Raw genomic sequence first — 18,966 nt, 5'->3', positions numbered from 1 at the left:
GAAAGTCGCGCGAGATTTGGATTTGTACGTTCTCTCAATCCGCATAAGGCGTGCCATTGGACACGTTTCTTTGTGCGGCCTTTCAACCGTATCGCAAGGCAAGAGAGACCTACACCATGAAGAAAGTAAAAGCGGCGGCATTGACTGGCATCGCACTCGCGGTGGCCTCGCTCTCCACCGAGAGCAATGCGCAGAGCAGCGTGACGATGTACGGGATCATCGATGCTGGCGTGACTTATGTGAGCAACGCGGGCGGCTCGCACCAGGTGAAGTTCGACGACGGCATTTCGTATGCGAATCGCTGGGGCATCAAGGGTACCGAAGACCTGGGTGGCGGCCTCAAAGCCATCTTCACGCTGGAAAGTGCCTTTCACGTGGGCAATGGCCAACTCACCAACGGCGGCTCGCTGTTCGGGCGCCAGGCCTACGTAGGTCTGCAAAGCGATTGGGGCACGCTCACGTTCGGCAACCAGTCCGACCTGACGCAGGACATGGTGTACACGTACAACATTTCCGCATGGGCGAGCGGCTACGCCATCAACCAGGGCGACTTCGACCGCATGAACGGCGACCACCTGCCCAACGCCGTGAAGTTCACGTCGAATACCTACGGCGGCTTCCAGTTCGGCGGCATGTATTCGTTCAGCAATACGCCGGGAGAATTCCACACAGGCAGTGCATGGAGCGTGGGTGCGCAATACCAGAACGGCAATTTCTCCATGGGTACGGCTTACACCCAGTTGAACAACCCGTCCGGTATTTACGCATTCGATCCGTACGCGATGATCGGCACGCACACGTTCTTTGGCCGGCCTACCGTGAGCGTGGACCCGGCCACGGGCGCCGTCACCGATCTCTATGCGAGCTCGCCGTTCCCGGTGGACAAGCAGGGTGCGTTCGGCGTGGGCGCGAGCTATGTGGTGGGTCCGGTCACGCTATCCGGCGACTTCACTTACACGCAGATCAAGGCGTTCGGGCAGAGCGAGCACATGCAGGTGGCCGAAGGCGGCGCGAACTGGCAAGTCACGCCTGCCATGAACCTGATCGGCGGCTACCAGTACACGCATTTCGACGGCAATCACTGGAACATGATTTCGGCGGGCTTGCATTACTTGCTGTCGAAGCGCACCGACGTCTACATTTCGGGTGACTGGCTCAAGGCTTCGCAGGGCGTGGATGCCGTGATCGGCTACAGCTTCACGCCGTCGTCGAGCACGAACCAGGCAGATGTGCGCATCGGCATGCGGCATTCGTTCTAAGCGCGTCGTCGAAGGTGCGCTCCACGAACCAGCGACGGGGCAAGGTGGCAAAGCCCGGTTGCTGTTCGTGGCAGCGCACCGGCCTGGCGACATACTCAAGCGTTGTCGCGTTGTTGATCAACGCCGTGCGGTCGCGTGCATCGTTGGCGAACAGATGCTTCATTCTTGAATGGGTACCCGAGCATGAAACGCAGACGCGAGAAGAATGAGTGCTGCGTTGATGCTCGACCATACGTTCGATTCACAGTGTCATCGGGCGTCCGCGGCCTTTGGAAATGCATCCCACCGCCAGATCTTTACTGGGCCTGCGTCATGAACCTTGACGCCGTCGCTCTTTCGCATGGTGCGCTCCGGAAACTTCTCGTTCTTGCGTAGAAGTTGCGGGTAGTCGTCCCGCTCGGCGTCTTTGCGGTAGCTGCCATACCCACGGTAATAGGCCGTCTCACTCACAGTGGCGCCTGGTGGGTGCACGGAGTCCCACAGCAGCTTGCGGCGGTAGGTTTCCAGTTGCTCAACTTCCTGCCGGGTGGAGGGATACGCTTCCGTGATATTCGATATGGAATTGGGTATGCGAAATTCCACAGCGCCCTCCAGCAGCTTTGGTGCGAGTATTTCCTTGATCGTTATCGTGCCACCGATCTCTATTTGCCCCTTCGGAATCCTGTTGTCTGGCTGAGCCGAGAATTTCAGAATACGCGTTTCTCCCGGTGGAATTTCTACGATGCCATCTGGGAAGTCAGCGGCATTAAGAAACTCTTTCGCTCCGAGCGTCACAGAGAACTCTTCAGCACTTCCATCTACTGGTGCACCTCCAGTCGATATATTCGAGGATTTCGACATGGGATTGAACTCACCCTCCCAGGTCGACGGGCTCTTGAAGGCGACCTTCTCGAAGAGGCCGCTGTTCTTGAACGCGAAGATGAATAGTGGTTTCCCGTTCTCGATTGAAAACTTCGCAGCGGCGTCGAGTCTTGCGAGAGGCGTACCTGTTCTGTAGAGCTTCTCGATCAGGTCGCCCGTTGGACCGAGTACGGCGCGGTTAACGTCTCGCGGCAGGGTGGTTATATCCAGTACGTTAGGCATGTGCCGACCATCCGGGCAAGTCACGCTCGCCAAAAGTAGTCCGGGGTTGCCAGGACGCATGGCCGGTATGTTCTTCATCGCGCATATTGCGTCTCGCATGCTGAACATAGTCCTGCGGTCGGCGTCCGAAATTTTCTCCTCGAACACGCCGATACCTGGCACACTGGGTCCGTAGCTCATGGTATCGCCCCTGAAGACAGCGGTTAGCCGGTCACCTTTCAATCCGACTGAATTGATCGCATTGATCATGGTGCTGCCGGTTCTGCTGAAGCCAATAGGATCATCCTTTGCCATCGTGCCCTCGCATACTGAAAAAAGAGAAATGAGAACTAATGCTTTAGATAAATTGTTCACGCTCACGCCTGAATATGCGGAACCACGACCCAGTCCCACCCTGTCTGCGTTGAAAACCAGTGCTTCACGCGGTTGAGATAGTACGAAGGAACTTTTACGCCTGGCGTATAGACGCCAGGACCCATCAGCGTTGTTCGGCCAATGCCCTGCCAGGTATTCTTGTCGGCACTCGCAACAGCGTCCGCGAACTTGACTGTCTGGGTCTTGGCGTCAATGTGGCTTTTGTGAACGGCCCCTCCTTGATCGAAATATTCATCGGGAAATGAAAAGAGGTGTCCAGTCTCATGCTGCTGGACGTGTTCGTTCGGGATCGGTTCCCATGCGGTGTTAGTTTTGTTGCGTCGTACATTCAACTCCCCCCAGTTACCCGAGTCCGCGCGGTTTGCACTCGGATAGAGGTTCACCTGTGCATGATGACGCTCATCAGCCTTCGTGACGAAGTCAATTTCGAATTTGACCGCGACCTGCGCCTTGCAATCACTCGCGGCTCCGGCTTTCGGGCAATTCCTGATTGCCAGCTTGTAGCTGTTGGCATTGAGAAATGCCTCAATCGTTGACTTCATTGCCGACAGGTTTGTGATCTCCTTCGCAGGGCGTGGTTCCTTGATGAAGGTCGCTGAAAAATTGTCGTCGTGCTCTCTCGCCGATTCATAGGGAACATATTCAACCGCTTTGGGATTGGCAGGGTCGACTTGGCGAACACGCATCGGTACCACCAGCACAATGACCCTCATGGCGATAGGTCTGGTTGCCCGATCAAAGCCGATATCGAACGTCCCGCGTGCGCCCGCAAGCTGAACGAATTTTCGTTCGCCAGTCGCGTCCAGCCAGGGCTGGCCGTTTTCGAGCAGGCCCCAGTAGTTCCCGGTCTCCATGTCCCATGTAACGGTAGAGACGGGAATATTCTGCAATGTGTGCTCACACGGTTCGTCGCTGGCAGCGTTGACTGGAATGATTCGCGCAGTACCGGAGGACGATTGCCCGGACGCACCGGCAAGGGCGCCATCGAATGCCGGCGGTGCATCCCCGGCAGGTTTGAGTTCACCAGCGGAACGCTGCTGTGCTGGAGTTGGAGCTGGAGTTGGCGCGGGTGCCGATGCCTGCACCGCGTTTTCACCTGGACCGGTTCCAGCAGGCATGACAGCCGCCAACGCGCTGCACGAAAGCTGCACCGGATAGGGGGCAATTGGCGCAGTGTGTGACGGGACCGACATGGGGCCATCGGTTGCGTGCGATTGGGCATGCACGAGGAATTGCGCAGACGTGTAGCCGCGAATTCCATCCGGGCCGATCTCCAGGCGTGAGCCGCCTGCGGTCAATATGATCCGTTTGGCCGCTCCAAGATGAATGGTCTCCTCTTCGCTGGTGACCGAGATGCCCTTTCCGGCTATCAACGTCATTTCATCGGATTCGGCATGCAGGCGAATCGCCTTCTGCGCGAAGAGCACAATCTGTTCTCGCACCGATGCAAAGAACGATTTGCCCGTGGCGATGGAAACATGCCCGCCCGTGGTGAGCGCGGTGTTTTCGTCGCTCGCAATGTGCGTGCTGCCTGCCGCCGCTGTCTGAATACCCGCCCCGCTCGAAATCGTCAGGTGCGGCGCTTCGAACTCGGGGAAATCGTCCCCGCCCGGGCGCGTGCTGACCGAAGGCTTGCCGCGCAATTCGGCGTTGTCGCGCTGCATGTTCGCAGTCACGCCGGACTGATCGCTGCCAGCGTCCTGCGCGCCATGTCGCTGCGCCTGCTGCGCCAGGCGCTCGTGAATGTCGCGCGCACGCGTGAGGCGGGCGATGGTCTCACGCATGTCCAGTATCTTGCCCGCTGCGCCAAGCTTCGCGATGGTTGTGATAATCAGGCCCAACCCTGCGCGCACCGCGCCCCGCATGTCCGTGCGCAGTTCGAAGCCTTCGCCGCGCGCGTCTTGCCGCCCCTCATTGCCTGCGATGCGCGTGACATAGCCCAGACTCAGGCTGCTCTTGCCATGATCCGATGCCAGTTGCGCCTGCTGACGATTGTCCGTGTCGTCCAGTGCAAGATGGTTTGATGCGCCGCCGTTGCCGAGCGTGCGGCTCACGATGCCGGTGAGCGCACGATTATCCGGCAGTTTCCATGGCGGCATGTTGTCCTGATTCGGCACGAACGCCGCAACGACAGGGCGGTCAGGATCGCCGTTGACGTACGCGACCAGCACTTCCTGACCGGGCCGCCCGTGCATGACGACGCCCATGCCGTCCCCCTGCCAGGGCAGCGCGAGGCGCACCCAGATGGACGTATTCCCGTGATGGTTGCCCTCGCGGTCCCACGCGTACTGGATGCGCACACGGTTATAGGCATCGACCGTCATCGGATGCTGTTCCCATCCGACAATCACCGCATGTTCGTACCCGTCGATGCGTGGACGCGGCGTGACCTGCGGCATGCGATACGGCTCGCGCGTCGGGTGCAGTTCGAACTGCGCTTCAAACTCATACTTCGCTGCTGCGCCGTCCAGCTTCGACGACAGTCCCTGGGTGTTGCGGATATCGATCCGGCAATCCAGCACGAAATACGTGTCGTTCGCTCCGGCGTGTGGGTGATCCGTCAACGTGAACGTCCTGCCGGCTTCGATGCCGCGCAGCGCGCCGCGGCCCTTCGCACGCATGCGCCCGCAGCGTGCGGCTTCGAGCTTCACGCGGGCGAGATGCTGCGCTTCCCCGCGCCAAACCTTCGCTTCCTGGGGTCCCGGACTTTCCACCGGCTCTGTGCGGTAGTGGGTGGTCTCCGGCTGTGCGTACTCCGCCGGCTCGTAGGATTCGATTCGTTCACAGTCGAAGACGTACTCTTGTCCGTCTCCATGCCTGATGCTGTGCTGCTCGCGATACGGCGCGCTGTTCGCGCTCAGTCGCGGCGAAATATAACTGTGGTCGTGGACCACGACCCTGTTAAGCGCAACCGACGTGCGCCAGGACAGATGCGTGACATATTCCCTGTCGAGATGCCCGCCTTTGGGACGGTAAGACAATGTCGCGTAGGGCGGGGTCTGCGCCTTGCAGGCACGGATACTGTCGGCAATGACAAGGAAATGGCGGCCTTCACGGTGTTCGAACCAGATCAGATAGCCGAATTCCTCGCACAGGCGCATGCAGAAGTCCCAGTCCGTCTCCCATGCCTGCCGGATGAAATCGCGCCGGGGAGTTGGGTGCTCGCCGCAGCGAAAATCGATATCGTGGCTGTACGACTTAAGGATGGTGCAGAGGATATTGGTGATATCCGTGTGGATGAAGATGCGCGAGTTCTTGCGCAGCGTCGCGCACCACCATTGCGGGCGCAATACGAATTCATAGACGACATCGTTTCCTTCGATGTCCAGAATTCCGGCCTCTGCGACCATACCGGTGATTTCGCGCAGGCCCGTGCGTTCACGGTCACGGGGCTCACGCCAGTCACGTGTCCGTGTGAAAACATCCTTGAACGTCAGCGTGATGGCCGAGCCCTTGATGGCATCGAGATCGACTTCGAATTCGTCGGTTGCAAACCACTCCGGGTGGGGAACGGATCTGACCGCTTCGATGCGATATTCGAAAAGCTGGCCGATAGCTTCATGGCCTGTAATGCGTCGCGGCAGCAGGACATCCTCGCGGTAATCCTGTTCCCGCCTGCGGTGTTGCAGGGTGATTTCCCGTACGGGCAATGCGTGGCCGTGCATGCGTACGGGGGTGTTGTACTTCCTGGGGAACCACATGCTCAGGTCCCCCGCTGTAATGTCGCGCCGCAGGTTGTGGTGTCACCGATGAACGCCACACGCACGCCGCCATGCGTGCGCCTGCCCTTAGCGACGATTGGAAAATCGCCGCCGCATTTCGCGCACCGTACAAGGTGACCGTCGAGCGCGACCGGTACGCCGTGGTGTGTGAGGTTCGACGCGGCCTGAATGACTTCGCCGCCGTGGTCTGTGATATCGCCCAGGCGCGCAACGTCGCGCCCCGTTACTGCGTCTCTCATCGGCTCTGACCTCCAAAGGAAAGGGGGTGGCGGCAACTTGCGTTGTTCGCGGACGCCTATCCTTTGCTAGCCAGTTTTTGCCTGGAACACGAAAAATCCGAAAATCGGCCGAAAGCGATTCACCGCGCATCGCGCGGCGCTCAAATTCATATTCGCTTGATACTCGCCAAAGATCGCAGCGCGCTTGCGCTGCGACGCAGCAACGACAGAACGGATCGGCGGCACAGCCAAACAGCGGTCCCGCCGAGTTGTGTTTTTTCGCCGTGAATCATCGCCAAAACGCACTTCCAATCCGCCCGAAAGCCTTGCTGGCGCGGGCGTCCAACGGCAATGGCGTTTTTGTTCTATCTGACGCATCGGCGCTTTTGATCTACTTGCGTCTAACGTCAGCCGTGCAATTTCCAACCCTTGCGCGTCACGCCACGTTTTAACCAGGCCACCAGGCAACTAAAGGGAATCGTCAGATGAACGTCAGCGTCTTCGACCTGTTCAAGATCGGGATCGGGCCATCGAGCTCGCATACGGTCGGACCGATGGTCGCCGCGTGCCGCTTCGCGTCCCATATCGAGGACGCCAACCTGCTCGCTTTCGTGCGCCGCGTGAAGGTCGAGCTGTATGGCTCGCTCGGCGCGACGGGCAAGGGCCACGGCACCGACAAGGCCGTGCTGCTCGGTCTTGAGGGCAATCTGCCCGACACGATCGACCCCGACCGCATCGAACCGCGGCTCGCCGCGATTCGTGCGGAAAAGACGCTCGTGCTGCTGGGCAAGCAGTCGATCCGCTTCGACGAGAAGGAAGGCATCGGCTTCTATCGCAAGACCATGGGCGGCGCAAACACGCTGCATTCGAACGGCATGCGCTTTCAGGCCTTCGATGAAAACGGCCAGCTGCTGGTCGAGAAAGAGTATTACTCGGTGGGCGGCGGCTTTGTCGTGAACCGCGACGGCGACCGCGTGAACGGCGTGCGCAGCGGCCGCGAGGTGCCGTATCCGTTCCGCACCGGCGACGACCTGCTGCGCGTATGCAGCGAGAGCGGCCTTTCGATCGCGGAAGTGACGTTCGCCAACGAATGCGCGTCGCGCTCGCCAGAAGAAGTGCGCGAAGGGCTGCTGGGCATCTGGCGCGCGATGGCCGCCTGCGTGGAGCGCGGCTGCAAGATGCATGGCGAGCTGCCCGGCCCGATGGGCGTGAAGCGCCGCGCAGCCGATCTTTCGGTGCATCTGCGCTCGCGTTCGGAAGAGTCGCTGCGCGACCCGCTTTCGATGCTCGACTGGGTCAATCTCTACGCGATGGCCGTGAACGAAGAAAACGCCGCTGGCGGCCGGGTCGTGACCGCGCCCACCAACGGGGCGGCCGGCGTGATCCCCGCGGTGCTTCACTACTACGTGAAGTTCGTTCCGGGCGCGAACGAGAAGGGCATCGTCGATTTTCTGCTCACGGCTGCGGCCATCGGCATCATCTACAAGGAAACGGCCTCGATCTCGGGCGCGGAAGTAGGCTGCCAGGGCGAGGTGGGTGTGGCGTGCTCGATGGCGGCGGCAGCGCTTGCAGCCGTGATGGGCGGCACGCCCACGCAGGTCGAGAATGCCGCTGAAATCGGCATGGAGCACAACCTGGGCATGACTTGCGACCCGGTGGGCGGCCTCGTGCAGATTCCGTGCATCGAGCGCAACGCGATGGGCGCGATCAAGGCGCTCAACGCTTCGCGCATGGCGCTCAAGGGAGACGGCCAGCACTACGTCACGCTCGACAACGTCATCAAGACGATGCGCGAGACCGGTGCGGACATGAAAACGAAATACAAGGAGACGTCGCGCGGCGGTTTGGCCGTGAACGTCATCGAATGCTAATCGAAACGATCAAGGTAATGAGCAAGGGGTCCGCAAGATGAGCCACTATTCGATATTCAGTCTGTTCCGCAACGGGTTGTCGTATCACGAGAACTGGGAGCGGCAGTGGAGGAGCCCCGAGCCGAAGAAGGAGTACGACGTCGTGATCGTCGGCGGCGGCGGGCACGGTCTGGCCACCGCGTACTACCTCGCGAAAGAGCACGGCGTGAAGAACGTCGCGATTCTGGAGAAGGGCTGGATCGGCGGCGGCAACACGGCGCGCAACACCACCATCGTGCGCTCGAACTATCTGTGGGACGAGTCGGCGGCGCTGTATGAGAAGGCCATGAAGCTCTGGGAAGGGCTCTCGCAGGACCTGAACTACAACGTGATGTTCAGCCAGCGCGGCGTGATGAATCTCGCGCACAACCTGCAGGACGTGCGCGACACCGAGCGCCGCGTGAACGCGAACCGCCTGAACGGCGTGGACGCCGAGTTCCTCACGCCCGAGCAGATCAAGGAGATCGAGCCCACGATCAACCTGAACAGCCGCTATCCGGTGCTGGGCGCGTCGATTCAGCGCCGCGCCGGCGTGGCGCGCCACGATGCGGTGGCCTGGGGCTTCGCGCGCGGCGCGGACCGTCACGGCGTGGACATCATCCAGAACTGCCAGGTCACGGGCATCCGCCGCGATGGCGGGCGCGTGACCGGCGTGGATACCGTGAAGGGCTTCATCAAGGCGAAGAAGGTGGCGGTGGTGGCCGCAGGCAACACCACCACGCTCGCCGACATGGCCGGCATCCGCCTGCCGATCGAAAGCCATCCGCTGCAGGCGCTGGTTTCCGAGCCCATCAAGCCGGTGGTCAACTCGGTCATCATGTCGAACGCGGTGCACGCGTACATCAGCCAGTCCGACAAGGGCGACCTCGTGATCGGCGCGGGCGTCGACCAGTACACGGGCTTTGGCCAGCGCGGCAGCTATCACATCATCGAAGGCACGCTGCAGGCCATCGTCGAAATGTTCCCGGTGTTCTCGCGCGTGCGCATGAACCGCCAGTGGGGCGGCATCGTCGACGTTTCGCCCGACGCCTGCCCGATCATCAGCAAGACCGACGTGAAGGGCCTCTATTTCAACTGCGGCTGGGGCACCGGCGGCTTCAAGGCGACGCCGGGCTCGGGCTGGGTGTTCGCGCACACCATCGCGAACGACGAACCGCATCCGCTCAACGCGCCGTTCGCACTGGACCGTTTCTATAACGGCCATCTGATCGACGAGCACGGCGCAGCTGCCGTGGCGCACTGATTACGCACCGGAAACAGGAGAAGACATTATGTTGCTGATCGAATGCCCATGGTGCGGGCCGCGCGCCGAACTCGAATTCACCTGCGGCGGCGAGGCGGACATCGCCCGGCCGCTGGACACCGACAAGCTGAGCGACCGCGAATGGGGCGAGTACCTGTTCATGCGCGATAACCCGCGCGGCGTGCACAAGGAGCAGTGGCTGCACACGCAGGGCTGCCGGCGCTGGTTCAAGGTGACGCGCGACACCGTCAGTTACGACATTCAGGGTTACGAAACGTTTGGCGACGCCGGCTCGGCAGTGAACGTCCAGGCCAGGGCGCAACAAGGCGCACAACAAGGCGCACAACAAGGCGCACAACAAGGCACGCAGGGGAGCAAGCAGCGATGAGCCAGAAGAACCGTCTCGGCGCCGGCGGGCGCATCAACCGCGCGATTCCGCTGAGCTTCACGTTCAACGGCCGCACCTATCAGGGCTATCAGGGCGACACGCTCGCCTCGGCGCTGCTGGCCAACGACGTGCACTTCGTCGCGCGCAGCTTCAAGTACCACCGCCCGCGCGGCATCGTGACCGCCGATGTGGCCGAGCCGAATGCCGTGGTGCAGCTCGAGCGCGGCGCGTACACCGTGCCGAACGCGCGCTCGACCGAAATCGAGCTTTATCAGGGGCTCGTGGCGACCAGCGTGAACGCGGAGCCGGACCTCGAGCACGACCGCATGGCGATCAACCAGAAGTTCTCGCGCTTCCTGCCGGCGGGCTTCTACTACAAGACCTTCATGTGGCCGCGTAAATTCTGGCCGAAGTACGAAGAGAAGATCCGCGAGGCCGCGGGTCTGGGCAAGGCGCCCGAAGTGCGCGACGGCGACCGCTACGACAAGTGCTTCGCGCATTGCGACGTGCTGGTGGTCGGCGGCGGCCCCACGGGCCTGCTGGCGGCGCACACGGCGGGCCGTGCCGGCGCGCGCGTGATTCTCGTCGACGACCAGCGCGAACTGGGCGGCAGCCTGCTGTCGTGCAAGACCGAGATCGACGGCCGCCCCGCCATCCAGTGGGTCGAAAAGATCGAGGCGGAACTCGCGGCCATGCCGGACGTGAAGATCCTCTCGCGCAGCACGGCCTTCGGCTACCAGGATCACAACCTCGTGACCGTCACGCAGCGCCTGACCGAGCATCTGCCGGTCTCGACGCGCAAGGGCACGCGCGAACTGCTCTGGAAGATCCGCGCGAAGCGCGTGATTCTCGCCACCGGCGCGCACGAGCGTCCCATCGTGTTCGGCAACAACGATCTGCCGGGCGTCATGATGGCCTCGGCGGTGTGCACCTACATTCATCGCTATGGCGTGCTGCCGGGCCGCAAGGTCGTGGTGTTCGCGAACAACGACGCGGGCTACCGCTGCGCGCTCGACGTGAAGGCCTGCGGCGCGGAAGTCACGGTGGTCGATTCGCGTGCGCAGGGCAAGGGCGCCCTGCAGGACGCCGCGCGCCGCCAGGGCGTGAAGATCATGAACAACGCGGCCATCATGGCTGCGCACGGCAAGCTGCGCGTGAACTCGGTCGAGGTGGTCGCGTATCAGAACGGCCAGACCGGCGCGAAGCTGGCTGACCTGCCGTGCGATCTGGTGGCGATGTCGGGCGGCTTCAGCCCGGTGCTGCACCTGTTCGCGCAGTCGGGCGGCAAGGCGCACTGGAACGATGCGAAGGCCTGCTTCACGCCGGGCAAGCGCATGCAGCAGGAAGTGAGCGTGGGCGCGGCAGTGGGCGAATTCAGCCTGGCACGCGGCCTGACCCAGGCAGTCGATGCCGGCATCGATGCAACGAAGTCGCTCGGCTTCACCGTGACGCGCCCGCAGGTGCCGAAGGCCGCCGAGATCACGGAAACGCCGCTGCAGCCGCTGTGGCTCGTGGGCAGCCGCAAGGCCGCGCCGCGCGGACCGAAGCAGTTCGTCGACTTCCAGAACGACGTGGCCGCATCGGACATCCTGCTGGCCGCGCGCGAAGGCTTCGAGTCGGTCGAGCACGTGAAGCGCTACACGGCGATGGGCTTCGGCACCGACCAGGGCAAGCTCGGCAACATCAACGGCATGGCGATTCTCGCCGATGCGCTCGGCAAGTCGATTCCGGAAACCGGCACGACCACGTTCCGCCCGAACTACACGCCCGTGACGTTCGGCACCGTGGCGGGCCGCGAACTGGGCGACTTCCTCGACCCGATCCGCAAGACCTGCATTCACGAGTGGCACGAAGAGAACGGCGCGCTGTTCGAGGACGTGGGCAACTGGAAGCGCCCCTGGTACTACCCGAAGAAGGGCGAGGACATGCACGCGGCGCTCAGGCGCGAGTGCCTCGCGGTGCGCAACAGCGTGGGCATTCTCGATGCGTCGACGCTCGGCAAGATCGACATCCAGGGCCCGGACGCCGCGAAGCTGCTCAACTGGGTCTACACGAATCCGTGGCTCAAGCTCGAAGTGGGCAAGTGCCGCTACGGCCTGATGCTCGACGAGAACGGCATGGTGTTCGACGACGGCGTGACGGTGCGCCTCGGAGCGCAGCACTACATGATGACGACCACCACGGGTGGCGCCGCGCGCGTGCTCACGTGGCTCGAACGCTGGCTGCAGACCGAGTGGCCCGACATGAAGGTGCGTCTGTCTTCGGTGACCGATCACTGGGCGACCTTCGCCGTGGTGGGCCCGAAGAGCCGCAAGGTGCTGCAGAAGGTGTGCAGGGACATCGACTTCGACAACGCCGCGTTCCCGTTCATGTCGTATCGCAACGGCACGGTGGCAGGCGTGAAGTCGCGCGTCATGCGCATCAGCTTCTCGGGCGAGCTGGCCTATGAAGTGAACGTGCCGGCGAACGCGGGCCGCGCGGTGTGGGAAGCGCTGATGGCCGCGGGCGCGGAGTTCAACATCACGCCGTACGGCACGGAAACGATGCACGTGCTGCGCGCGGAGAAGGGCTACATCATCGTCGGCCAGGACACCGACGGTTCGGTCACGCCGTTCGACCTGGGCATGGGCGGGCTGGTTTCGCAGACCAAGGACTTCCTGGGGCGCCGCTCGCTCAAGCGCTCGGACACCGCGAAGGACGGGCGCAAGCAGTTCGTCGGACTCCTGACCGACGATGCGAAGTTCGTGCTGCCCGAAGGCGGCCAGATCGTGGACGTGAATGCGCAGCAGAGGGCCGACGGCACCACGCCGATGCTGGGCCACGTGACGTCGAGCTACTACAGCCCGATTCTCGACCGCTCGATCGCACTGGCGGTCGTGAAGGGCGGCCACAACAAAACCGGCGAATACGTCGCGATCTCGATGGCCGATGGCCGGCGCGTGAAGGCGAAGATTGCCAGCCCGATTTTTTACGACACTGAAGGGGTGCGTCAGCATGTTGAATGAAACGATGGATACGGCGCCCCTTGCGGAGCGCGCAGCAGCAGCGGTGCGGCTCGAGTCGCCTTTCGCCGGCGTGGCCGGGCTCATCAAGGCCCAGGAGGGCCGCGCGCCGAACGGCTTCACCCTGCGTGAACTGCCGTTCCGCGATCTGGTGAACGTGCGCGGCGAACTGAGCGATCCGGCGTTCGTGGACGGGTTTGCCCAGGTGGTCGGCTGCCAGCCGCCTTCGACGCCCAACACGGTCACGCGCGGCAACGGCTACGACGTGCTGTGGCTCGGCCCCGACGAATGGCTCGTGCGCTCGGACGCGGCGGTGCAGGCCGGCGTGCTCGAAGCGAAGCTCGCGCCCGCATTCGGCGAGGCGTACGCGGCCGCCGTGGACGTGGGCAGCGGCTACACGGTGGTGGAGATCGACGGCGCGCGCACGCGCGAGCTGCTCTCGCGCGGCTGCCCGCTGGACCTGCATCCGGGGCTGTTCAAGGAAGGGCAGTGCGCGCAGAGCGTGTTCTTCAAGGCCTCGATCGTGCTGGTTCCGATGGGCGGCGACCGCTTCGAGATCGTCGTGCGCCGCAGCTTCGCGGATTACTTCTGCCGCATCATGGTAGACGCCACGGCGTCGCTTGCGTCATGAAGATCGTCGACGGAACCTTCGATCCGGCGCCCGCACCGTTCGATGCGCCGGCGGCGCGCGATGTGCCGCCCTCGCGCGGCCGCGGCTGGAGTGTGTTCGTCGAGGGCCTGAGCGTGCCCGCGCGCATCGGCATTCATGCGCACGAGCATGGCCAGCCGCAGCCGCTCGTGATCGATGCGCAACTGGGCTATCGCTCGATGCCGAAGGAAGAGAGCGATTGGATCGATTACGAGCGCTATTGCGCGCGCATTGCGGAGTTTCTCGCGAAGAAGCCGCATACGCGGCTGCTCGAAACGCTGGTGGCCGATATTGCGGCGCTCTCGTTTCGCGAGTGGCCCGCGCTCGATACGCTCACGATCGAAGTGCACAAGCCGAAGATCCGGCCCGGCACGCAGCGCATCGGCGTGTCGCTCGAATGGACGCGCGCCGATTATCTGCAGTGGAGCGCCACAGGACGCTGGTAGCGTAGTGCGCCGCAGCATTTGATGTTTTCCGCCGATGTCGGATCGAGGCAAGCACGCGTCGGCTTTTGCACATCGCGGGGTGCGTGCGGCGGGCTACGCTCCACATATCGCTGCGCGCCGCTAGAGAAGCGCAGCGCCAACTCTGAAGGAGACAAGGTGATGAGCAATCGAGGCGTCGTGTATCAAGGACCGGGCAAGGTCGAAGTGCAGAAGATCGACTATCCGAAGATGGTCGATCCGTCCGGCCGCGCGATCGGCCATGGCGTGATTCTCAAGGTGGTCAGCACGAACATCTGCGGCTCGGACCAGCATATGGTGCGCGGCCGTACCACCGCGCCGATCGGCCTCGTGCTCGGTCACGAGATCACGGGCGAAGTGGTCGAAATTGGTAAGGACGTCGAGACGCTCAAGCTCGGCGACCTGGTCTCGGTGCCGTTCAACGTTGCATGCGGCCGTTGCGCGATGTGCCGCGAGCAGAACACGGGCGTGTGCCTGACCGTGAACCCGGCGCGCGCGGGCGGCGCGTATGGTTATGTCGATATGGGCGGCTGGATTGGCGGCCAGGCCGAGTACGTGCTCGTGCCGTATGCCGATTTCAATCTGTTGAAGTTCCCGGACAAGGAACAGGCGATGTCGAAGATTCGCGACCTCACCTGCCTTTCGGACATTCTGCCCACGGGCTATCACGGCGCAGTGACGGCGGGCGTGAAGCCGGGCTCGACGGTGTATATCGCGGGCGCGGGCCCTGTTGGCATGGCTGCGGCGGCTTCTGCGCGTTTGCTTGGCGCGGCTTGCACCATCGTCGGCGACATGAATGCGGAACGTCTCGCGCATGCGAAGGCGATGGGCTTCGAAGTCGTGGATCTTTCGAAGGATGCTTCGCTGGGCGAGCAGATCGAGCAGATTCTCGGCAAGCCGGAGATCGATTGCGCGGTGGATTGCGTGGGCTTCGAGGCGCACGGTCACGGCGCGTCGGGCCACTCGGAAGAAGCGCCGGCCACGGTGCTCAACTCGCTCATGGAAATCACGCGTCCTGCGGGCATGATCGGTATTCCGGGGCTTTATGTGACCGAGGACCCGGGCGCGAAGGACGTTGCCGCGCAGCACGGCGGCCTGAGCATTCGATTTGGCCTGGGCTGGGCGAAGTCGCACACGTTCCATACCGGGCAGACGCCGGTGCTCAAGTACAACCGCAATCTGATGCAGGCAATTTTGTTTGATCGGTTGCCGATCGCCAAGATCGTTAATGTCTCGGTTATTTCGCTTGATGAAGCGCCTGAAGGGTATAAGAAGTTTGATGGCGGCGCGCCGCGGAAGTTTGTGATCGACCCGCATGGGTTGTTGGCGGCTTGATGGGCGGTAGCGCGTAAGCGCTTACGCTTTTACGTGGTACGGGCGGCGTTGGCATTTCCCTGATTTTGTGCAGGTCTGCCAGCGTTGCCCCGCATGGCTGCATGGATGATGTCCGTGCCAGCGCGCAGGCCTTCAGCAAGGCGCGACGCGCACTTCCCACCGAACTCTTCGAACTGGCCTGCGGGCACCTTGTTTCGCTGGCCCAGCCCCTTATCGATTCGATGCGCTGGCTCTGCCCGAGACGGGTCGCCGCCATCGCCTGACCGGACGTACGCGCCGGACACTCGAGCCCTTTGCCGGCGCAGGTTCACGCCGGCGCAATCATGTTTTCACTGCATATTCGGTGCCATCGTGGGAGTGGTTTGGCCTGGCGTCGTACCGGGGGCCGCTGCAGCGATACGCGCCTGGGCTGCGTGCAGGTTGTCAGGATAATGGTTATCGCGTCCGGTGGACCTGTAGCCGGCTTGCCGGAGCTGGGCCAATTCCGCGCGCACCTGGGCACGCGTGAGCGGCCCATTGGATGTTTGCGGTGCTTGAGCGAAAGTAAGGGCCGGTACAAGCAATGCAGCCGCAAACGCGGCTATTTTAAGTGTCCGATTCATCGTCTGTGCCTCCAGCTAGTGAGGTATCAGCGCTGCGGACCCGGGCGGGGCAGCGGCTGGCACAATTAGCTTGACAGCGCAGACTTAAGGAACAGTTAACTGGAGAAGGGCGCCAGCAATGGCGGCACAAAGCACTGCGTCGGCTGACGCCCTGATGATGCCGGAAGCAGGGGCCGGAGGCGATGCGCATGTCGGCGCTTTCCGCCATCCAGCTTTCCGGTCGCGCATACTCGCCAGCGCGGAACTCGCGGTTGCGATCATTGAGTCTGGAGTACTGGAGCAACCTCGTCACTCATGCCCTTGAACCAGCGCTTTCGCATGGGCGCGAGAATGAACTTGGCCGACACGCCCGCGACGATCGACACCACGGCGGAGCCGATCAGCACGTGCTCCCACGATCCGCCTGCGGCCACCAGCGACGCGATCGGGACGAGCAGCGACGCCGTGCCCTTGGCGGTATAAAGCGTGCCGGCATTCGACGACGCGTATTTGCCGCCGAACGTATCCGCGCAGATCGCCGGGAAGATGGAGTAAATCTCACCCCAGCACAGGAAGATCAGCGGCGCAAAGATCAGGAATGCGTATGGATCGTGACCATATGCATTCATCCCGAGCAAAGCGAGCCCCTCGCCGATGAACACGATCAGCATGGTGTTCTCGCGGCCGATCTTGTCGGACAGGAGACCGCAGAGGGGGCGCGTCAGCCCGTTGAGCAGATTGTCGACCGAGAGCGCCAGCGTCAGCAGGGGCAACGTCGTGCCAAGGAATTGCACAGGGAGCTTCGCGAAGCCAAACGATTTCGCAATCGGGCCGAGCTGCGCCGTCGCGATCAGGCCGCCGGCCGCTACGAGCACGAAGAGCAGATAGATCATCCAGAAAAGCGGCGTTTTGACCATCTGGCTCGGCGGATAGTCGACCTTGCTCGTCACCACGCGCGCCACCGGTTTGATGCCGGGACCCGGATTGGGGCGAATCAACGCAATGCTCAGGATGAAGATCGCGATGCCCTGAATGATGCCGAACACGAAGAACGTCTGCCGATATCCGGAATGGTGAATCATGTTCGCGATCGGGATGACCGTCAGCGCGGCGCCGGCGCCAAAGCCCGCCGCGGTCAGGCCGGCGGCGAGCCCGCGCCGGTCCGGGAACCACTTGAGCGCGTTGCCGACGCAGGTGCCGTACACGCAGCCCGCGCCGAGCCCGGCGATGACCGAGGCGGTGTAGAGCACGGGCAGCGAGGTGGCGAACGAGTCGATCACCCAGCTAAGCGCAACGAATACCGCGCCGGCCATGACGACGGGGCGCGGGCCGAAGCGGTCCACCAGCCATCCCTCGACCGGCACGAGCCAGGTTTCGACCAGAATGAAAATGGAGAATGCCGTTTGAACTTCGGCAGCGCTCCAGAGATTCTGGGTTTTCATTGGGACAACGAATAGTGTCCACGCATATTGCAGATTGGCGACGAGTGCCATGCAGGCAATGCCGATGAACAGCTGAGTCCAGCGGCTTCTGAGCAAGGGCTTGCCTGCCGGCGAGGCAGCGGATGACATGACGACTTCTCCTACAAATTAGCGGTCGGGTGACGGCACGCGTCGATGCGATCCTTCGCGATCTTGCGCGCCGCCCCCGCGTTCCATTCATGCGGTGCAGGCGCGGCGCGGGCGGGGCAGGGGACCATGCTGCTGCGCCACCCGTCTCCGGTGTGCGATATCAGGACTTCTGCTCGTACACCCCAACCTTGTTGCTTTCGTTGAGATAGACGTAGACGCGATGGGTTGCCGTGTCGACGGTCAGCGTGTGGACCTTGGGCTCGGTCTGGATGTGGTCGATAACATGGTTCGTGTCGAGGTCGACCACTTCGAGGTTGCCGGTTTTGTCGCCGATGAACGCGCGGCGCTTGTCGGTGTCGATAGCCGTCTGGTCCACTGCGCCCGCGACGTCGATGGTCGCCACGAGCTTGCCCGTTGCCGGGTTCACCACAAGCATCTTCTTGTCGCTGGTGCCGAAGATCAGATGATTCGTTTTGCTGTCGTAGACACCGCCCTTGGCCGCGCCCTTCAGGCCGAAGTCCCATACCGCCTCGATCTCATGGGTATTCGGATTGATCACGTCGATCTTGCCGCCAACGGGTTGATACAGGCGGTCAGTGGAAGCGACGTAGAGCGCGACGTCCGGTCCATCCTTGTCGTCTTCAGGCTTGAGCTTGAACGTCGTGGTGAGTTTGTACGGGGCCTTCGGCTCAAAAACGGCCTCGTTGTTGCTGTCGTCGTTCGCGAGCAGGATGGCGCCCGACTTCGTGTCCACGTTCACGCCGTCGGGGGTCTTGCCGCCGCTGTCGACGGCGGCGATGCGGTCGAACGAGTGTTTGTCATAGACGATCAACTTGCCCGTGGTCGCATCGGTGACGTAGGCGTGGTTCGCGTCGAAATCGATGCCGTTGCCGGAATCGACGCCCGAGAGCGTCTTCTTGATCGCCATGGTCTTCGCATCGATCACGACCACATTGTGATTGGGCGACTGGGACAGCCAGACCGCGTGGGTGTCCTTGTCGTAGGTGACCCAATCGCCGTGACCGCCCTTGCTGCCGGGCAGGTCGATCGTTTTGACGAGCTGGTACTGCGACGCCTGCGCATAGGTCCCGACGGCGCACAACCCCATTGCGACGAGAGTGATCGTCAACGTTTTGTGCCTGAAAAATGCCATGTTGCCTCCAGTA

16 protein-coding genes are annotated in these 18,966 nt (G+C 62.5%); 9 read left to right on the top strand and 7 right to left on the bottom strand.

Features of this window, described 5'->3' with window-relative positions:
- Window positions 1-116: 116 nt before the first annotated feature.
- Window positions 117-1,259, top strand: a complete 1,143-nt coding sequence (locus P5W98_RS28690) for a porin (RefSeq protein ID WP_421027183.1) — start codon at window positions 117-119, stop codon at window positions 1,257-1,259.
- 249 nt (window positions 1,260-1,508) lie between these two features.
- Here P5W98_RS28690 and P5W98_RS28685 read toward each other — a convergent pair whose 3' ends face one another.
- The 4 genes from P5W98_RS28685 to P5W98_RS28670 all read right to left on the bottom strand — a co-directional run bounded on the left by P5W98_RS28685 (window position 1,509) and on the right by P5W98_RS28670 (window position 7,035).
- Window positions 1,509-2,636: a hypothetical protein gene (locus tag P5W98_RS28685; RefSeq protein ID WP_421073386.1), complete on the bottom strand. Its 1,128-nt coding sequence runs from the start codon at window positions 2,634-2,636 to the stop codon at window positions 1,509-1,511.
- A 62-nt stretch (window positions 2,637-2,698) separates the two neighbouring features.
- Window positions 2,699-6,418 carry a type VI secretion system Vgr family protein gene (locus tag P5W98_RS28680; RefSeq protein WP_421027181.1) on the bottom strand — a complete coding sequence of 1,240 codons (3,720 nt, stop codon included), beginning with the start codon at window positions 6,416-6,418 and terminating at the stop codon, window positions 2,699-2,701.
- A gap of 2 nt (window positions 6,419-6,420) precedes the next feature.
- On the bottom strand, window positions 6,421-6,678 hold the full coding sequence (locus P5W98_RS28675; protein WP_421027180.1) for a PAAR domain-containing protein: 258 nt from the start codon (window positions 6,676-6,678) through the stop codon (window positions 6,421-6,423).
- A 66-nt stretch (window positions 6,679-6,744) separates the two neighbouring features.
- Window positions 6,745-7,035, bottom strand: coding sequence for a hypothetical protein (locus tag P5W98_RS28670; RefSeq protein ID WP_421027179.1), 291 nt, complete (start codon window positions 7,033-7,035; stop codon window positions 6,745-6,747).
- A gap of 107 nt (window positions 7,036-7,142) precedes the next feature.
- Here P5W98_RS28670 and P5W98_RS28665 point away from each other — a divergent pair, with 107 nt between their 5' ends.
- From P5W98_RS28665 to P5W98_RS28630, 8 genes are all read left to right on the top strand, one after another.
- A complete protein-coding gene (locus tag P5W98_RS28665) occupies window positions 7,143-8,528 on the top strand; it encodes an L-serine ammonia-lyase (RefSeq protein ID WP_421027178.1) in 1,386 nt (461 codons plus the stop codon).
- A gap of 37 nt (window positions 8,529-8,565) precedes the next feature.
- Window positions 8,566-9,810, top strand: a complete 1,245-nt coding sequence (locus P5W98_RS28660; RefSeq protein WP_421027177.1) for a sarcosine oxidase subunit beta family protein — start codon at window positions 8,566-8,568, stop codon at window positions 9,808-9,810.
- 28 nt (window positions 9,811-9,838) lie between these two features.
- Window positions 9,839-10,198, top strand: a complete 360-nt coding sequence (locus P5W98_RS28655) for a sarcosine oxidase subunit delta (protein ID WP_421027176.1) — start codon at window positions 9,839-9,841, stop codon at window positions 10,196-10,198.
- Complete coding sequence (locus P5W98_RS28650; protein WP_421027175.1) at window positions 10,195-13,203, top strand: sarcosine oxidase subunit alpha family protein; 3,009 nt, start codon at window positions 10,195-10,197, stop codon at window positions 13,201-13,203. Before P5W98_RS28655 ends, P5W98_RS28650 begins: the two co-directional genes overlap by 4 nt.
- Window positions 13,193-13,831, top strand: a complete 639-nt coding sequence (locus tag P5W98_RS28645; protein ID WP_421027174.1) for a sarcosine oxidase subunit gamma — start codon at window positions 13,193-13,195, stop codon at window positions 13,829-13,831. Before P5W98_RS28650 ends, P5W98_RS28645 begins: the two co-directional genes overlap by 11 nt.
- Window positions 13,828-14,295 carry a dihydroneopterin aldolase gene (locus tag P5W98_RS28640; RefSeq protein ID WP_421027173.1) on the top strand — a complete coding sequence of 156 codons (468 nt, stop codon included), beginning with the start codon at window positions 13,828-13,830 and terminating at the stop codon, window positions 14,293-14,295. The genes P5W98_RS28645 and P5W98_RS28640 overlap by 4 nt, the downstream gene beginning before the upstream one ends.
- 156 nt (window positions 14,296-14,451) lie before the next feature.
- Window positions 14,452-15,648, top strand: coding sequence for a formaldehyde dehydrogenase, glutathione-independent (gene fdhA, locus P5W98_RS28635; protein WP_421027172.1), 1,197 nt, complete (start codon window positions 14,452-14,454; stop codon window positions 15,646-15,648).
- Between the two features lie 101 nt (window positions 15,649-15,749).
- Window positions 15,750-15,911: a hypothetical protein gene (locus P5W98_RS28630; RefSeq protein ID WP_421027171.1), complete on the top strand. Its 162-nt coding sequence runs from the start codon at window positions 15,750-15,752 to the stop codon at window positions 15,909-15,911.
- A gap of 66 nt (window positions 15,912-15,977) precedes the next feature.
- On the opposite strand, the gene P5W98_RS28625 is transcribed toward P5W98_RS28630, so the two are convergent.
- The 3 genes from P5W98_RS28625 to P5W98_RS28615 all read right to left on the bottom strand — a co-directional run bounded on the left by P5W98_RS28625 (window position 15,978) and on the right by P5W98_RS28615 (window position 18,929).
- Entirely contained in the window at window positions 15,978-16,250 is a 273-nt protein-coding gene (locus P5W98_RS28625; RefSeq protein WP_421027170.1) for a DUF4148 domain-containing protein, read from the bottom strand.
- A 257-nt stretch (window positions 16,251-16,507) separates the two neighbouring features.
- Window positions 16,508-17,800: an oxalate/formate MFS antiporter gene (gene oxlT, locus P5W98_RS28620; protein WP_421027169.1), complete on the bottom strand. Its 1,293-nt coding sequence runs from the start codon at window positions 17,798-17,800 to the stop codon at window positions 16,508-16,510.
- Window positions 17,801-17,960: 160 nt separating this feature from the next.
- Window positions 17,961-18,929 carry a YncE family protein gene (locus P5W98_RS28615; protein WP_421042761.1) on the bottom strand — a complete coding sequence of 323 codons (969 nt, stop codon included), beginning with the start codon at window positions 18,927-18,929 and terminating at the stop codon, window positions 17,961-17,963.
- Between the last annotated feature and the right edge of the window lie 37 nt (window positions 18,930-18,966).

This window comes from Paraburkholderia sp. A1BS-2L, assembly GCF_051125205.1.
Taxonomy (GTDB): Bacteria; Pseudomonadota; Gammaproteobacteria; order Burkholderiales; family Burkholderiaceae; genus Paraburkholderia.
This window is presented reverse-complemented; position numbering and strand designations above follow the sequence as displayed.

What these genes read in the sequence shown, in the direction of transcription:
- P5W98_RS28665 (WP_421027178.1), top strand. Translation starts at nt 7,143, where the DNA reads ATGAACGTCAGCGTCTTCGACCTGTTCAAGATCGGGATCGGGCCATCG.
- P5W98_RS28655 (WP_421027176.1), top strand. Translation starts at nt 9,839, where the DNA reads ATGTTGCTGATCGAATGCCCATGGTGCGGGCCGCGCGCCGAACTCGAA.
- oxlT (WP_421027169.1), bottom strand. Translation starts at nt 17,800, where the DNA reads ATGTCATCCGCTGCCTCGCCGGCAGGCAAGCCCTTGCTCAGAAGCCGC.
- P5W98_RS28670 (WP_421027179.1), bottom strand. Translation starts at nt 7,035, where the DNA reads ATGCGTCAGATAGAACAAAAACGCCATTGCCGTTGGACGCCCGCGCCA.
- P5W98_RS28640 (WP_421027173.1), top strand. Translation starts at nt 13,828, where the DNA reads ATGAAGATCGTCGACGGAACCTTCGATCCGGCGCCCGCACCGTTCGAT.
- P5W98_RS28685 (WP_421073386.1), bottom strand. Translation starts at nt 2,636, where the DNA reads ATGGCAAAGGATGATCCTATTGGCTTCAGCAGAACCGGCAGCACCATG.
- P5W98_RS28630 (WP_421027171.1), top strand. Translation starts at nt 15,750, where the DNA reads ATGGATGATGTCCGTGCCAGCGCGCAGGCCTTCAGCAAGGCGCGACGC.
- P5W98_RS28690 (WP_421027183.1), top strand. Translation starts at nt 117, where the DNA reads ATGAAGAAAGTAAAAGCGGCGGCATTGACTGGCATCGCACTCGCGGTG.
- P5W98_RS28675 (WP_421027180.1), bottom strand. Translation starts at nt 6,678, where the DNA reads ATGAGAGACGCAGTAACGGGGCGCGACGTTGCGCGCCTGGGCGATATC.
- P5W98_RS28645 (WP_421027174.1), top strand. Translation starts at nt 13,193, where the DNA reads ATGTTGAATGAAACGATGGATACGGCGCCCCTTGCGGAGCGCGCAGCA.
- P5W98_RS28660 (WP_421027177.1), top strand. Translation starts at nt 8,566, where the DNA reads ATGAGCCACTATTCGATATTCAGTCTGTTCCGCAACGGGTTGTCGTAT.
- P5W98_RS28680 (WP_421027181.1), bottom strand. Translation starts at nt 6,418, where the DNA reads ATGTGGTTCCCCAGGAAGTACAACACCCCCGTACGCATGCACGGCCAC.
- P5W98_RS28650 (WP_421027175.1), top strand. Translation starts at nt 10,195, where the DNA reads ATGAGCCAGAAGAACCGTCTCGGCGCCGGCGGGCGCATCAACCGCGCG.
- P5W98_RS28625 (WP_421027170.1), bottom strand. Translation starts at nt 16,250, where the DNA reads ATGAATCGGACACTTAAAATAGCCGCGTTTGCGGCTGCATTGCTTGTA.